Origin of the sequence: Agrococcus terreus (genome assembly GCF_014645235.1) — a bacterium.
Lineage (GTDB): Bacteria > Actinomycetota > Actinomycetes > Actinomycetales > Microbacteriaceae > Agrococcus > Agrococcus terreus.
In genome coordinates this window covers 1,558,157-1,573,106 of record NZ_BMLM01000001.1, presented here as the reverse complement: position 1 = coordinate 1,573,106, position 14,950 = coordinate 1,558,157, and the positions used below count along the sequence as shown (strand labels likewise).

At 74.2% G+C, this 14,950-nt stretch carries 12 protein-coding genes; 5 read left to right on the top strand and 7 right to left on the bottom strand.

Translation table 11 applies throughout. From position 1 onward, the window contains the following. The first annotated feature begins 61 nt into the window (after nucleotides 1-61). Complete coding sequence (locus tag IEW90_RS07600) at nucleotides 62-1,300, top strand: sensor histidine kinase (RefSeq protein ID WP_188717558.1); 1,239 nt, start codon at nucleotides 62-64, stop codon at nucleotides 1,298-1,300. Nucleotides 1,301-1,326: 26 nt separating this feature from the next. Beyond that, nucleotides 1,327-2,061 (top strand): response regulator, encoded by a 735-nt coding sequence (locus IEW90_RS07595; protein ID WP_188717557.1) that lies wholly within the window; start codon nucleotides 1,327-1,329, stop codon nucleotides 2,059-2,061. Nucleotides 2,062-2,071: 10 nt separating this feature from the next. Here IEW90_RS07595 and uvrB read toward each other — a convergent pair whose 3' ends face one another. Together uvrB and coaE are read right to left on the bottom strand one after the other, a co-directional pair. Further along, entirely contained in the window at nucleotides 2,072-4,123 is a 2,052-nt protein-coding gene (uvrB, locus tag IEW90_RS07590; RefSeq protein ID WP_188717556.1) for an excinuclease ABC subunit UvrB, read from the bottom strand. Between the two features lie 9 nt (nucleotides 4,124-4,132). Then, entirely contained in the window at nucleotides 4,133-4,750 is a 618-nt protein-coding gene (coaE, locus tag IEW90_RS07585) for a dephospho-CoA kinase (protein ID WP_188717555.1), read from the bottom strand. Between the two features lie 256 nt (nucleotides 4,751-5,006). Between coaE and IEW90_RS07580 the strand changes: the two genes are divergently transcribed. Further along, the gene (locus tag IEW90_RS07580) at nucleotides 5,007-5,519 is read left to right on the top strand and encodes a hypothetical protein (protein ID WP_188717554.1); all 513 of its coding nucleotides are present in this window, start codon (nucleotides 5,007-5,009) and stop codon (nucleotides 5,517-5,519) included. A 137-nt stretch (nucleotides 5,520-5,656) separates the two neighbouring features. Then, nucleotides 5,657-6,481: a response regulator transcription factor gene (locus IEW90_RS07575; RefSeq protein WP_229679538.1), complete on the top strand. Its 825-nt coding sequence runs from the start codon at nucleotides 5,657-5,659 to the stop codon at nucleotides 6,479-6,481. Nucleotides 6,482-6,536: 55 nt separating this feature from the next. Here IEW90_RS07575 and IEW90_RS07570 read toward each other — a convergent pair whose 3' ends face one another. Both IEW90_RS07570 and IEW90_RS07565 read right to left on the bottom strand, forming a co-directional pair. Further along, entirely contained in the window at nucleotides 6,537-7,739 is a 1,203-nt protein-coding gene (locus tag IEW90_RS07570; protein ID WP_188717553.1) for a nucleotidyl cyclase domain-containing protein, read from the bottom strand. After that, nucleotides 7,736-9,358, bottom strand: coding sequence for a sensor histidine kinase (locus tag IEW90_RS07565; protein ID WP_188717552.1), 1,623 nt, complete (start codon nucleotides 9,356-9,358; stop codon nucleotides 7,736-7,738). The genes IEW90_RS07570 and IEW90_RS07565 overlap by 4 nt, the downstream gene beginning before the upstream one ends. 100 nt (nucleotides 9,359-9,458) lie before the next feature. Here IEW90_RS07565 and IEW90_RS07560 point away from each other — a divergent pair, with 100 nt between their 5' ends. After that, complete coding sequence (locus IEW90_RS07560) at nucleotides 9,459-10,082, top strand: DUF4126 domain-containing protein (protein ID WP_188717551.1); 624 nt, start codon at nucleotides 9,459-9,461, stop codon at nucleotides 10,080-10,082. On the opposite strand, the gene IEW90_RS07555 is transcribed toward IEW90_RS07560, so the two are convergent. From IEW90_RS07555 to IEW90_RS07545, 3 genes are all read right to left on the bottom strand, one after another. Then, on the bottom strand, nucleotides 10,079-11,494 hold the full coding sequence (locus IEW90_RS07555; RefSeq protein WP_188717550.1) for a serine hydrolase domain-containing protein: 1,416 nt from the start codon (nucleotides 11,492-11,494) through the stop codon (nucleotides 10,079-10,081). The genes IEW90_RS07560 and IEW90_RS07555 overlap by 4 nt on opposite strands. Nucleotides 11,495-11,586: 92 nt before the next feature. Then, nucleotides 11,587-13,044 (bottom strand): 30S ribosomal protein S1, encoded by a 1,458-nt coding sequence (gene rpsA, locus IEW90_RS07550; RefSeq protein ID WP_188717549.1) that lies wholly within the window; start codon nucleotides 13,042-13,044, stop codon nucleotides 11,587-11,589. 176 nt (nucleotides 13,045-13,220) lie between these two features. Next, nucleotides 13,221-14,912 (bottom strand): DUF885 domain-containing protein, encoded by a 1,692-nt coding sequence (locus IEW90_RS07545; protein WP_188717548.1) that lies wholly within the window; start codon nucleotides 14,910-14,912, stop codon nucleotides 13,221-13,223. Between the last annotated feature and the right edge of the window lie 38 nt (nucleotides 14,913-14,950).

Below are 14,950 nucleotides of genomic sequence, written 5' to 3'. Positions count from 1 at the left end.
GCGCGCCCTGGGGCCCGAGCCGGTCCGGAGTTGCGCGCATTGATGCGTACGGAGGTGGACGATGCCGGGATCCGCGGCCGGCGTCGGCGTCCCGTCGCGGCTCTGGCGGCTGCTCGTCGCCCAGTGCCTCATCGTGCTGGCGTGCGTGGGCGCGACGACCGCGGTGGCGGTCGCGGTGCAGGAGCGGGCCGTGCGCGCCGCGACGGAGGCGCGCGTGCTCGACGTCGCCCGCAGCCTCGCCTCGCTCGAGCAGGTGCAGGCGGCGGTCGTCGGCCCCCGCGAGGCCGCGATGGCCGAGCTGCAGCCGCTCGCCGACCTGCTGGGCGAATCCGGCGGCGTCGACTACGTCGTGATCGCCGACGCCGACGGGGTGCGCCTCGCCCATCCGACGCCCGCGGAGCGCGGCCGCGCCCTGTCGACCGACGCGGCCGCCGTCCTGCGCGGCGAGGTCTTCGTCGGCGTCGAGGAGGGAACCCTGGGCCCGACGCTGCGCGCGAAGGTGCCGATCGTGCGCGACGGCGCCGTCGTGGGGGTCGCCTCCGTCGGCATCGCCGAGCACCGCCTCGCCGCGTCGACGGCCGAGGCCACCGGCTCGCTCACCCCCTGGGTCGCGGGTGCGCTCGTGGTCGGCGTCGCCCTGAGCGCGGCCGTCGGCGCGGTAGTCGCGCGTCGGATCCGTCGGCTCGAGGATGACGTGCGCGAGCTCGAGGCGCAGCGGCGCGTGGCCGACGCGCTGCGCGACCAGGCGCACGAGTTCCACACCCGGCTGCACGCCATCCGCGGGCTCGTGGCCGAGGGCGAGCCGACCGCCGCGCTCGACTACATCGGCGGGCTCGTGCCCGTGGGCGAGGGCGTCGACGCGGCGCTCGACGACCCGGCGCTGCGCGCGCTCGTGGAGGGGCTCGCGGCGGCCGCGACGAGCGCGGGCGGCGCGCTGGAGGTCGATCCGGGATCCTCGGTGCCGGCTGGCGCGCTCGTCGACGCCGACCTCGAGGTGGTCGCGAACCTCGTGCGGAACGCCATCGAGTCGCGCCCCGGCGCCCGCGTGCGGCTGCTCGTCGCGGCCGACGCCGACGCGCTGCTCGTGCAGGTCGACGACGATGGCCCCGGGATCGCGCCGGAGGAGGTCGCGCGCGTCTTCGAGCGGGGCGTGAGCGGCAAGGGCGCGGGCCGCGGGCTGGGCCTCGGCATCGTCGCCCGGCACGTGCGCGACCGCGGTGGCGAGGCGACCGTGGGCCGCTCCCCCGACGGCGGCGCCCGCCTGCTCGTCGAGCTGCCGCTCGCGGCGGTGCCGCGGTGAGCCCCGCGAGCCACGCGGAGCCTGCGGTGCCCGCGCGGCCGTCGCGCGCGATCCGCACCCTCGTCGTCGACGACGACCCGGCGGTCGTGCGCCTCCACACCGCGGCCGTCGCGGGCCTCGAGGGCTTCGAGGTGGTCGGCACCGCCCGCACGGGCGCGGCGGCCGCCGAGCTCGCGGCGCTCGGCGGCGTCGACCTCGTGCTGCTCGACGTGCACCTGCCCGACATCAGCGGCGTCGAGGTGCTGCACCGGCTGCGCTCGTCGCGCGGCTGGGCGGTCGACGTGCTCGTCGTGAGCTCGAGCCGCGACGTGCGGACGATCCGGCAGGCCGCGGCCGCCCACGTCGTGGGGTACCTCGCGAAGCCGTTCTCGCGCGAGGCGCTCGAGCGGCGGCTCGTCGACTACCGGGCCCGCCGCGTCGACCGCCCCGAGGAGCGCGCGGTCGCGCTCGCGCAGGCCGAGATCGACCGGCTCGTGGGCGGCGGCGACACCGGCGTGCAGCCCGTCGTGCCCCGTGCAGCCGACGCCGCGACCGCGCAGCTCCCGAAGGGCATCGCCGCCTCGACGCTCGCGGCGGTGCTCGCGGCGCTCGACCCGACGACGCCGCTCGGCGCGAGCGCCGTCGCCGACGCCGTCGGTGCCTCGCGCGCCACGGTGCGGCGCTACCTCGACCATCTCGTGCGCTCGGGCGCCGTGACCGCGACGCACCGGTTCGGCGCGCGCGGCCGGCCCGAGGTGCTGTACCGGCGGGCGGCGGCCTAGCCGGACGTCCTCAGCTCGCCTCTCGCATCTGTCGCAGGTCGCGCTTGAGGTCGTGCAGCTCGTCGCGGATGCGCGCGGCCAGCTCGAACTTCAACTCGGCCGCCGCCTCCGACATCTGCGCCGTGAGGTCGGCGATGATCGCCTCGAGCTGCGACGGGCCGTCGAGCGCCGAGCGGTCCTTCGCGAGCCTCGGCGTGGGCGCGCCGCGGCGGGTGCCCTCGAGCAGCTCGGCCGTGTCGGCCTCCTCGCGCGCGAGCACCTCGGTGATGTCGGCGATGCGCTTGCGGAGCGGCTGCGGGTCGATGCCGTGCTCCTCGTTGAACGCCACCTGGATCGCGCGACGGCGGTCGGTCTCGTCGATCGCGAGCCGCATCGAGTCGGTGATCCGGTCGGCGTACATGTGCACCTCGCCCGACACGTTGCGGGCCGCGCGCCCGATCGTCTGGATGAGCGACGTCGCCGAGCGCAGGAACCCCTCCTTGTCGGCGTCGAGGATCGACACGAGCGACACCTCGGGGAGGTCGAGGCCCTCGCGCAGGAGGTTGATGCCGACGAGCACGTCGAACACGCCCTGGCGCAGCTGCGTGAGCAGCTCGACGCGTCGGAGGGTGTCGACGTCGGAGTGCAGGTAGCGCACGCGCACGCCGGCCTCGGTGAAGTACTCGGTGAGCTCCTCGGCCATCTTCTTCGTGAGCGTCGTGACGAGCACCCGCTCGTCGCGCTCCGCGCGCACCCGGATCTCCTCGAGCAGGTCGTCGATCTGGCCCTTCGTGGGCTTCACGACGAGCTTCGGGTCGACGAGGCCCGTGGGGCGGATGATCTGCTCGACCACGGTGTCGGCGAGGCCCATCTCGTACTTGCCGGGCGTGGCCGAGAGGTACACCTTCTGCGGCGTGCGCTCGAGGAACTCGTCGAACTTCAGCGGCCGGTTGTCGAGCGCGCTCGGCAGCCGGAAGCCGTGCTCGACGAGCGTGCGCTTGCGGCTCGCGTCGCCCTCGTACATCGCGCCGATCTGCGGCACCGTGACGTGCGACTCGTCGATGACGACGAGGAAGTCGTCGGCGAAGTAGTCGAGCAGGCAGTGCGGCGCCTCGCCCGGCTCGCGGCCGTCGATGTGGCGGGAGTAGTTCTCGATGCCCGAGCAGAAGCCGATCTGCTCCATCATCTCGAGGTCGAACGTCGTGCGCATGCGGAGGCGCTGCGCCTCGAGCAGGCGCCCCTCGCGCTCGAGCACCTTCAGGCGCTCGTCGAGCTCGTCGCGGATGCGCTCGATCGCCTTCTGCATGCGCTCGTTGCCGGCGACGTAGTGGCTGCCGGGGAAGATCGAGATCGCGTCGTGCGTCTGCAGCACCTCGCCCGTGAGCGGGTGGAGGGTCGAGAGCGCCTCGATCTCGTCGCCGAAGAGCTCGATGCGGATCGCGTGCTCCTCGTACATGGGGATGATCTCGATCGTGTCGCCCCGCACGCGGAAGGTGCCGCGCTGGAAGGCCACGTCGTTGCGCTGGTACTGCATCGCCACGAACCGGCGCAGCAGCGCCTGCCGGTCGACGCGCATGCCCACCTGCAGCGCGACCATCGCCTCGAGGTACTCCTCGGGCGTGCCGAGGCCGTAGATGCAGGAGACGGTCGAGACGACGACGACGTCGCGGCGCGAGAGCAGCGCGTTCGTCGCCGAGTGGCGCAGCCGCTCCACCTCGGCGTTCAGCGACGAGTCCTTCTCGATGAAGGTGTCCGTTTGCGGCACGTAGGCCTCGGGCTGGTAGTAGTCGTAGTAGGAGACGAAGTACTCGACGGCGTTGTTCGGCAGCAGCTCGCGGAACTCGTTGGCGAGCTGCGCGGCGAGCGTCTTGTTGTGCGCGAGCACGAGCGTGGGGCGCTGCACCTGCTCGACGAGCCACGCCGTCGTCGCGCTCTTGCCGGTACCGGTCGCGCCCAGCAGCACCACGTCGGTCTCGCCGCGCCCGAGGGCGTCCGCGAGCTCCTGGATGGCCTTGGGCTGGTCGCCGGAGGGCTGGTACTCGCTGATGACCTCGAACGGCCGGACCGCACGCCTCGCTTCCATGCCCCCAGCCTAGGAGCGGCCGCCCACAGGGTCGCTGGAGAGCCGCTCCCACAGGGCGTCCGCCTGCGCGAGCGTCTCCTCGAGCGTGCCGTCGGTGGCGACGACGACGTCGGCGATCGCGAGCCGCTGGGCGTCGCTCGCCTGAGCGCCGACCCGCTCGCGGGCCGCCGCCTCGTCCATCCCGCGGTGCTCGACGAGCCGCGCCACGCGCACCTCGGCGGGCGCGTGCGCGACGACCACGAGGTCCCACGGGTCGTCCGGCCTCGCCTCGACGAGCAGCGGCACGTCGTACACGACGATGCGCGCGGGGTCCGCCTCGAGCGCCTCCCGGAAGCGGCGCGCGCTCTCGGCCTGCACCGCCGGGTGCACGATGGCGTTGAGCGCCCGACGGTCGGCAGGATCGGCGAAGATGCGGGCGCCGAGCGCCGCGCGGTCGAGGTGCCCGTCCGGCAGCAGCATCCCGTCGCCGAAGCGCTCCGCGATGGCCGCGAGCACGGCCCCGCCGGGCTGCTGCAGCTCGCGGACGACCGCGTCGGCGTCGACGACGAGCGCGCCGTGCTCGGCGAGGCGTCGGGCGATCGTGGACTTGCCGGAGGCGATGCCGCCGGTGAGCGCGACGAGGGGCATGGCCCCACTCTGCCAGCCGGGCCGCGAGGTGGCGCTGAGCGAACCTCAAGCGAGCGCTGTGCACGCCGCGCGCCCCGCGCTGAGCGCCCCGGCGTAGCGTCCCGACCAAGCAGCACCAGCAGCCGCACAGGGGGCACCGAATGGCCGCGAGCACCGCCAGCGCAGGCGACGACCGTCGCCCGCTCCGCGCCGCGCCCGGAGGCCCTGCGGCCGGCACCGCATCCGACCGCACCGCATCCGGCCGCGGAGCGGTCCGATGATCGCCGCGCGCCGCACCGCGATCGCGCTGCTGGCGATCGCCGGCGTGTGCCTCGCAGCCGCAGCGGTGCTCTGGGCCGCCTCCCTCGCGGGGCTCGCCCGGCCGCTCGCGGTCGACGGCGCGTCGCTGCGGCCCTCGCTCTCGGGCGGCGACCTCGTCGTCGTCACCCGCGCGCCCGTCGACGGCCTCGCCGCCGGCGACCTCGTCGGCCTCCCCGCCGCCGTCGCGGGCGGCATCGCGCTCGAGCGCGTCGAGGCCGTCGAGCGCACCGGCGAGCAGGAGTGGACGATCACGACGGCCGCGGCCGGTCCCGGGGGGAGCCCGGCCCGCGACGCCGTCGTCGGCGGCGAGGTGTGGGCCCCGAGCCTTCGGCTCCCCGGCATCGGCGGCATCGCCGAGGCCGTGGTGGCGCCGGGCCTCGCGGTGCCGCTCCTCGCCGCCGCCATGGTGCTCGTCGCCGTCGTCCTGCTGGCGCCGCCGACGGCAGCGCGGCGCAGGAGCGTCGGATGAGCGCGCCGCGGAGCGGCCGCGGTGCCTTCGAGCAGCGGCCCGCCGACCCGACCCCGAACCTGCGGAGGCACCCCATGACCGCGCTATCATCAGCGGACGCGACCCGTCACGAGGGGCGCAGGGATCCGGAGGGCGTCGTGGACAAGGACGTTGCGGTCGTCATCGAGGATGGCGAGGACATCCGCGAGCTGCTCGCGCAGGTGCTCACGCAGGCAGGCTTCACCGTCCACGCGGCGAGCGACGGCGTCACCGGCGTCGACCTCGTGCGCCGGCACGACCCGGTCGTCGTCACGATCGACGTGAACATGCCCGGCATCGACGGCTTCGAGGCAGCGCGCCAGATCCGCAACTCGTCGAGCGCCTACATCGTCATGATCACGGCGCGCGGCGACGAGATCGACACGCTCCAGGGCCTGCAGACGGGCGCCGACGACTACATCGTCAAGCCCTTCCGCCCGCGCGAGCTGCGCGCCCGCATCGAGGCCATGATGCGCCGCCCTCGTGAGCTCCAGGTGCCCCACCCGTCCGCGCCGCGGCCGTCCGCGCCGCATCCGACCACGCCGACGTCCGTGGGCGCCGCGCAGCACCAGCTGCACCTCACCGGCCCGCTCCCCTGGGTGGAGGCCGCCGCGCCGGAGACGAGCTGGCTCGAGCACCGCGGCCTCCGCGTCGAGCCCGACGCCCGGGTCGTGGAGCTCGAGGGCGAGGAGCTCGAGCTCACCCGCAGCGAGTTCGACATCCTGCGGATGCTGCTGGGGTCCGGCCGCCGGGTCGTCTCGAAGCTGCAGCTCGCGAGCATGCTCCGCGGCGAGCGCGGTGAGCGCGACCAGTACCTCAGCGAGCACGACGCCCGCGCGATCGAGGTGCACGTCGCGAACCTGCGCCGCAAGCTCGGCGAGTCGCCCGCCGACCCCCGCTGGATCGAGACGGTCCGCGGCGTCGGCTACCGCCGCACGGCGTAGCGCTGCGGCGGACCGCGGCACTGCCCGGGTCGCGCGCGCCCGCTGCGCGCGGCGGTCAGACGTGCGGCGAGCGGCGCCGTCCGACCGGCACGTCCTCCTCGCCGGCGAGCACGACCGAGGTGTCGTCGCTGCCGATGGCGCGCTGCGCCGCGGCGATCGCGGAGGCGACGATCGCGCGGTGGTCGTAGCCGACCACGCTCGTGAGGCTCACGCCCATCCCGATCGCCGGCATCACCTGGGCGCCCGCGGTGCGCAGCTGGTCGAGCATCGCGCGGTGCACGCGGGCCGCGAGCTGGCGCGCCTCGGCGAGCGTCGCCGGCTGGAACGCGAGCAGCAGCGTGCCGTCGTCGTCGGCGCCGAGCACCGCCGTCGTCGGCGACAGGCGCCGGGCGGCGGCGCGCACGGTCTGGCGCACGTGCTCGGCCTCGTCGGCGCCGAACGCGGTGGCGATGCGCGGCAGCGCGTCGATGTGCACCGCGAGCACGCCGAAGAGCTCCTCGCGGCGGTTCGCGCGCATGAGGCGGCCGCCGAGCACGCGCAGGAACGTCGAGCGCAGCAGCACGCCGTCGGGGGCGATGGCGAGCACGGCGGAGTCGTCGGTGCCGCGCATCCGGACGCTCTCGGCCCGGAGCACCGAGGCGACGACGACCGCGACGATCGTGAGCACGATCGTGAGGATGCCGGAGACCTCGCTGCCGAGCCAGACGCGGAACACCTCGCTGTCGGTGCCGACCGTCACCGACACCACGAGCCGCGCGCCGAAGAAGACCGCCTCGATCGCGAGCACGATGCCGAGGCCGATGGCGGTGCCGTTGCGGCGCATCGCACCCCGCCAGGCCTCCGCGGCGCCGAGCGCCGCGAACACCGCGTTGCCGCCGAAGAGCAGCCAGTGGCCGGCCCAGTCGCCGCCTGCGTCGCCCTCGAGCGCGACGGCGACGGCGGTCGCGGCGGCCGCGAGCGCGACGATGGCGCCCTGGCGCTGGATGGTGCGGTCGTTGAACGAGCGGCAGCCGAGCCACAGGAGCCCTGTGCCGCCGACGAAGGTGGCGTTGCCGACCGCGACCGCCCACCACGAGCCCTCGGTCGCCGCCCACACCATGTAGGCCTCGGTCGTGAGCATCGCCGCGAGGAACGCGAGCGCCCACACGCGGCCGGAGCGGTCCTCCTTGCGGAGCATCGTCTCGACGATGAACAGCACGCCGGCGACGTGCACGACGAGCGCCACCATGAGCGAGAGGGTCAGCAGGTCGATCGTCATGCGATGGCTCCCGTCCGCCGGGGCAGCCGGACGACGAAGGTCGCGCCGCTGCCGGGCTCGCTCTGCACGGTGATCTCGCCGCCGTGCGCCTTCACGAGGTCGCGGCTGATCGACAGGCCCAGGCCGGTGCCGACGGCGCGCGCGCCCGCCGACTCCGCACGGTAGTAGCGGTCGAAGAGCCGCGGCAGCGCCTCCTCGGCGATGCCCGGCCCGTCGTCGCGCACGACGAGGTACACGTCGCGGTCGTCGCTCGTGAGGTCGACCTCGATGAGGCCGTCGCCGGTGTGGTACTTCACCGCGTTGCCGACGAGGTTGTCGACGACCTGGCGGATGCGCAGCGGGTCGATCTCGGCGCGGGCCGGCTCCACGCCCGCCGCGTCGATGCGGATGTTGCGGGCCGCGGCGCGCGGCTCGAGCGACTCGACCGACTGGAGCACGACGCGCGAGACGTCCTCGTCGACGGGGCGCACGTCGAGGTGGCCGGCGCCCTCCGCGGTGGCGGCGAGGATGTCGCCGATGATGACGAGGAGGCGGGAGGCGTTGCGCTCGGCGATCTCGAGGCTGCGGCGCACCGACTCGGGCAGCTGGTCGCCCTCGAGCACGATGTCGAGGTGGCCGAGCACGCTCGTGAGCGGGGTGCGGAGCTCGTGCGAGACCGAGGCGACGAGCTCGTCGCGCATCTGGACCGCGAGCTGCTCGGCCGTGACGTCGCGCGTCACGAGGATGCCGCCGACGTCGAGGCCGTTCGCGTCGAGGAGCCGCCGCGCCGTCGACTGCAGCGCGCGGCGCCCCTCGCCCTGCGGCCCCTGCCACGTGAGCACGCCCTCGAACGACTCTCCCCGGCGGGCGCGCTCCGTGGGGGCGAGCCCGGCGGGCGTGGGCGTGACGCCGTCGCCGTCGAAGAGCGGCACCGAGTCGGAGTCGCTCGGGTAGAGCCGCGCGTGCGCCTCGTTCTCGATCGAGAGGGTGCCGTCGGAGCCGATGCGGACCACGCCGAAGTCGACGGCGTCGAGCACCTCGCTCACCGCGTCCTCCTGCCGCCGCGCGCGCTCGACCGCGTGGTCCAGGTACTCCGCCTGCTCGTCGAGCAGCGCGCGCTGGGCGCTCGCCCGGCGGGCCGCGACGTAGGCGACCACCGCCGCCGAGCCGATCGCGATGGGCCCGAGGACGAGGTGCCCGCGCGTCTCCGGTCCCGCCTGCAGCAGCTCGGCGACCCAGAACATGAGGGACGTGCCGACGGTGCCGGCGAGGACGCCGGTGAGGCCGCCGACGGTCGCGAGCCACGTGGCCGGCGCGAGCCACAGCATCCACAGGCCCTCGTGCGGCTCGCCGAGCTGGAGGAGCAGCACCGCCACGAGGTCGCCGACGGGGATGAGCAGCACGAGCAGCGGGTGCACGCGGTTCCAGCGCACGACGATCGCCGCGACCGTGAGCACGAACACGAGCACGATGCCGAGCAGCATGAGGTCGCCGGAGCGCATCTGCCCGTCGACGAGCACGAGCCCGCACGCGAGCAGGGCGGCGAGGCCGAAGAGCAGCTGGTTCACGCTCGTCGCGCGCTCGCGCGTGCGGTCCGGGCGCACGCTGCCGGTCCGCGCCGTCGTGACAGCCGCTGCCATGGGAGCACGCTACCGCGCGCGGCGCCGGTTCGGGCGCATGCTCGCCGGGGCGGGCTAGCATTCGCTCGAGCGGCGACCGCGCCGCGCGACGGGAGGTCCGATGCTCGAGCTGCTGACGGGTGCCGGCCTCGCCGCCGCGGCCGGCATGAACGCCTACGTGCCGCTGCTCGTCGTCGGTCTCGTGGCGCGGCTGCTGCCCGACGTGCTCCAGCTGCCGGAGGGCTGGGCGTGGCTGTCGAGCTGGTGGGTGATCGGCATCATCGCCGTGCTGCTCGTCGTCGAGGTCGTCGCCGACAAGGTGCCGGCCGTCGACAGCGTCAACGACGTGCTGCAGACGCTCGTGCGGCCCGCCGCGGGCGGTCTCGTGTTCGGCTCGTCGACCACCTCGTCGACCGTGGCGGTCTCGGACCCGGCGGAGTTCTTCGCCTCGAACCAGTGGGTGCCGATCGTGCTGGGCGCCGTGATCGCGCTCGTCGTGCATGCCGGGAAGACGGCGCTCCGGCCCGCGGCGAATGTCGCGACCGGCGGCGCGGCCGCACCGGTGGTGTCGACGATCGAGGACGCCGGCGCCGTCGGCCTGTCGGTGCTCGCGCTCGTCGCGCCGCTGCTCGTGCTCGTCGTGCTCGTGCTGCTGGGCCTGTTCGCCTGGTCGCTCGTGCGCACCGCGCGACGGCGGCGGAACGCCGACCTCCGCAGCGCGACCGAGCGGGCGGCTGGGGCCTAGGGCCGCTCCCCCGCCGGCTCGGCGTCGGCAGGCACCGCGTCGGCGGGCACCGCGTCCACCGCAGCCATGTGCCAGGCGCCGCCCCACCACGCCACCCGGCCGTCGGCGCCGCGCGCGGCGACCGCGACCTCGTGGCCGGATCCCATCCCGGTCGCGGCCGCGATCCGCACCCGGTCGTCGCCCTCGGGCGTCAGCACGTCGACGGCGGCGAGCGGATCGGCCGCCGTCGGCGGGATGCCGAGCAGGCGCCCGCCGAGCTCGACGACGTCGAGCCGGCCCCAGATGCTCGCGTAGGCGCCCTCGAACGAGCGCAGGAGCTCCAGGTCGACGTCGGCGCCAGGCTCCTCGAGGCCCGCATGCAGGATGCGCGCGACGCCGATCGCGAGCTCCTCCGCCGGGCCGTCGATCGCGTTCGTGAGGACCGACACGACCAGGTCGCGCTCGGGGTCGACGAGCGTGCGGGTGGCCTGGCCGGTCCAGGCGCCGCCGTGGCCGACCCAGGTGCGGCCGTCGAGCTCGCGCAGCATGAGGCCGAGGCCGTAGCCCGCCTGGCTCCCGTCGCGGCCCGCCGTCGTCCACTGCCGCTGCCGCATCCGGCGCCGCGAGGCGGCCGAGAGCAGCCGGTCGTCGGCGTCGGCGACCGTGCGGAGCGCGTCGGTCAGTTCGGCCGCGGTCGAGGCCGCGCCGGTCGCGGCGGCGAGGGCGCCCGTGCCGGGGCTCGCGAAGGCGATGCGCGCCTCGCTCGAGTGGATGCCGCTGTGGCCGGTCGCGAGGGGCGCGCCGGTGCGGGCGCCGGGCACGCGGTCGTCGAGGTCGGCCGCGGTGGCGGCGAGCCCGAGCGGGCGGGCGAGCAGCCGGTCGAAGGCGGCGCCGTACGGCTCCCCCGTCGCGCCCTCGACGACGAGCCCGAGGATGCCGAAGCCGACGTTGGAGTACTTGAACTCGGTCGAGGCGGCGATCCGCCCCGCGCCGCCGCGGGCGAGGGCCGCGAGGGCGTCGGCGTCCGGGAAGTCTCGCTGCAGGTGCCAGTGCGACACGTCGTCGCCGTCCCGCGTCGCGCCGCCGCCGTGGGACAGCAGCTCGCGCACCGTGAGCGCGCCCGCGTCGGTGCCCGCCAGCTGCGGCGCGTGCGCCTGCGCCTCGTCGTCGAGCCGCACGCGGCCCTCGTCGACGAGCCGCAGCACGACGATCGCGGCGAGCGCCTTCGAGTGCGAGGCGATGCGGAAGCGGTGCGCCGGGGTGAGCGGCTCGCGGGCGGCGACGTCTGCGAGGCCGTGCGCCGTGTCGAGCACGAGCTCGCCGCCGACCCGCACGGCGACCTGCACGCCGGGCACCCTGAAGCGCCAGCGGCGGTAGGCGATCCAGCGGTCGGCGTACGCGAGGGCGCGCTCGAGGCGCTCGTGGGAGGGCATGCCCCGATCCTCGCAGATCGGGGTGGCCGAGCACGCCCGCACGACAGAGCGGGCCGCACCCCGAGGGGTGCGGCCCGCTGTCGTGCTGCGTGCTACTCGGCCGAGCCGGTGAGCTTCTCGCGCAGGGCGGCGAGCGCCTCGTCGTCGGCGAGCGTGCCGGCCGAGGACTCCTCGTTGCCGCCGAAGCTCTGCGCGCTCGAGGGCACGTCGTTCGACAGCGTCTCGGCGTCGCGAGCCGACGCCACCTGCGCCTTGTGCGCCTCCCAGCGCGACTGCGCTGCGGCGTACTCGGCCTCCCAGGCCTCGCGGGCGGCGTCCGAGCCTTCCTTCCACTCGTTCGTCTCGGGGTCGAAGCCCTCCGGGAACTTGTAGTTGCCCTGCTCGTCGTACTCGGCGAGCATGCCGTAGAGCGCCGGGTCGAAGTCGGTGCCCTCGGGGTCGACGCCCTCGTTCGCCTGCTTCAGCGAGAGCGAGATGCGGCGGCGCTCGAGGTCGATGTCGATGATCTTCACGAAGACCTCGTCGCCGACCGAGACGACCTGGTCGGCGGTCTCGACGTGGCGGCTCGACAGCTCCGAGATGTGCACGAGGCCCTCGATGCCGTCCGCGACGCGCACGAACGCGCCGAACGTGACGAGCTTGGTGACCTTGCCCGGCGCGACCTGGCCGATCGCGTGCGTGCGGGCGAAGACCTGCCAGGGGTCCTCCTGCGTCGCCTTGAGCGAGAGCGAGACGCGCTCGCGGTCGAGCTCGACCGTGAGGATCTCGACGGTGACCTCCTGGCCGACCTCGACGACCTCGGAGGCGTGCTCGATGTGCTTCCACGAGAGCTCGGAGACGTGCACGAGGCCGTCCACGCCGCCCAGGTCGACGAACGCGCCGAAGTTGACGATCGACGAGACGACGCCCTTGCGGACCTGGCCCTTCTGCAGCGACTGCAGGAACTGGCCGCGCGACTCCGACTGCGTCTGCTCGAGCAGCGCACGGCGCGAGAGGACCACGTTGTTGCGGTTCTTGTCGAGCTCGAGGATCTTCGCCTCGATCTCCTGGCCGAGGTACGGCGTGAGGTCGCGGACGCGGCGCAGCTCGATGAGCGAGGCCGGGAGGAAGCCGCGGAGGCCGATGTCGACGATGAGACCGCCCTTGACGACCTCGATGACCGTGCCGGTGACGACGCCGTCCTCGTCCTTGATGCGCTCCACGTCGCCCCAGGCGCGCTCGTACTGGGCGCGCTTCTTCGAGAGGATCAGACGACCCTCCTTGTCCTCCTTCTGGAGGACGAGGGCCTCGACGGAGTCGCCGACCTCGACGACCTCAGTGGGGTCGACGTCGTGCTTGATGGAGAGCTCGCGCGAGGGGATGACGCCCTCGGTCTTGTAGCCGACGTCGAGGAGGACCTCGTCGCGGTCGATCTTGACGACGGTGCCCTCGATGAGGTCGCCGTCGTTGAAGAACTTCAGGGTCTTCTCAACGGCGGCCATGAAGTCTTCGGTCGAGCCGATGTCGTTCACGGCGACCTGCTTCGGAGCCTTGGTCGTTGCAGTGGTCATGGAGATGATGAGCCTTCAGGGATGAGTCGGGCCGGGGACGCGCAGGAGCGCGGCCGGCAGAGCGGTTGGATTGCGTGCCACACGAGTGACCGTGCAAGCCTACACGCGCAGGGAGAGGCCGACAACCGGCGGCGGGGCCCCGAGCCGCAGCCCGGAGCCCCGCCGACGCGGGCGCGTCACGCGCCGCGCAGCACCGCCTGGCGCAGCGTGTCGAGGCCGACGCCGCCGATGTTCAGCACGCGCATGTGGAAGCGCTTGAGGTCGAACGCGTCACCCTCCGCCTCCTTCGCCTCGTCGCGGATCTGCTCGAAGATGCGCTGGCCGATCTTGTACGACGGCGCCTGGCCGGGCCAGCCGAAGTAGCGGTTGACCTCGAAGCGCACGAACGGCTCGTTCATGTTCACGTTCGAGCGCAGGAAGTCGAACGCGTAGTCGAAGTCCCACTCCCCCGTGCCGTCGAGGCGCGGCTTGCCGAGGTGCACGCCGATGTCGAGCACGACTCGGGCGGCGCGCATGCGCTGGCCGTCGAGCATCCCGAGGCGGTCGGCGGGGTCGTCGAGGTAGCCGAGCGACTCCATGAGGCGCTCCGCGTAGAGCGCCCAGCCCTCGGCGTGGCCCGAGGTGCCGGCGACTCGGCGCCACAGGTTGAGCTGCTCGCGGTTGTAGGTCGCCTGCGCGATCTGCAGGTGGTGGCCAGGGACGCCCTCGTGGTAGACGGTCGTGAGCTCGCGCCAGGTGTCGAACTCCGTGACGCCCTTCGGCACCGACCACCACATGCGGCCGGGGCGCGAGAAGTCGTCCGCGGGGCCCGTGTAGTAGATGCCGCCGGTCTGCGTCGGCGCGATCATGCATTCGAGCGCCTTGATGGGCTCGGCGATGTCGAAGTGGGTGCGGCCGAGCTCCTCGATCGCCTGGTCGCTCGTGCGCTGCATCCATGCCTTGAGGGCGTCGGTGCCGTGCAGCTTGCGCGACTCGTCCTGGTCGAGGAACGCGATCGCCTCCTGCACCGTCGCGCCCGGCTTGATCTCGCGGGCGATCGCCTCCTGCTCGTCGCGCATGCGCTCGAGCTCCTCGATGCCCCAGGCATAGGTCTCGTCGAGGTCGACCTCCGCGCCGAGGAAGCGGCGCGACATGAGCGAGTAGAACTCGCGGCCCACGGCGTCGACCGGATTGGCCGAGGCGGCGAGCTCCTCGCGGAGGAACCGCGCGAGGCCCGCGTGCGCCTCGGTCGCGGCGCGCGCGGCCTCGGCGAGGTCGCCCCGGAGCGACTCGGGCAGGTCGGCGTCGCCGGCCTTCGCGGCGGCGGCGAGGTCGCGGAAGAAGCCCTCGCCCGCCTCGTACTCGGTGTACTGGTCGAGCACGTTCTCGATCTGGCGCCCGGCGGGGGTGTTGCCGTTCGCGATGCCGTTGCGGAGCGAGGCCACGTAGCCGTCGATGGCCGTCGGCACGTTGCGCATGCGCTGCGCGATCTGCGCCCAGTCGTCCTCGGACGCGGTGGGCATGAGGTCGAAGATGTCGCGGATGCCCGTGGCGGGGCTCGCGAGGTTGTTGAGGTCGCGGTCGCCCCAACCTGAGGCCTCGACGTCGATGTCGAGCTGCAGCTCGCGCAGCAGGTCGGTCTTCGTCACCCAGTCGATGTCGTCGACGGGCTGGGCGGCCTGCAGCTGCGCCTGGACGTCCTTCGCGAGCGAGGCCGCCTCGGCGCGGCCGGCGGGCGAGTAGTCGCCGAAGCCCGCCTTGTCGCCCTCGAGGCCGAGGTAGACGTTGAGCTCCGGGTTGAGCGCCGCCGTGCGGTGCACGTACTCCTCGGCGATCCGGTCGATGTCGGTCTGCGGGCGCGACGGCGCGCCGGCGGTCTGGTCGGTCATGCGCCCCACCCTATGCGGGCGGCCCCAGGGATCGCCTG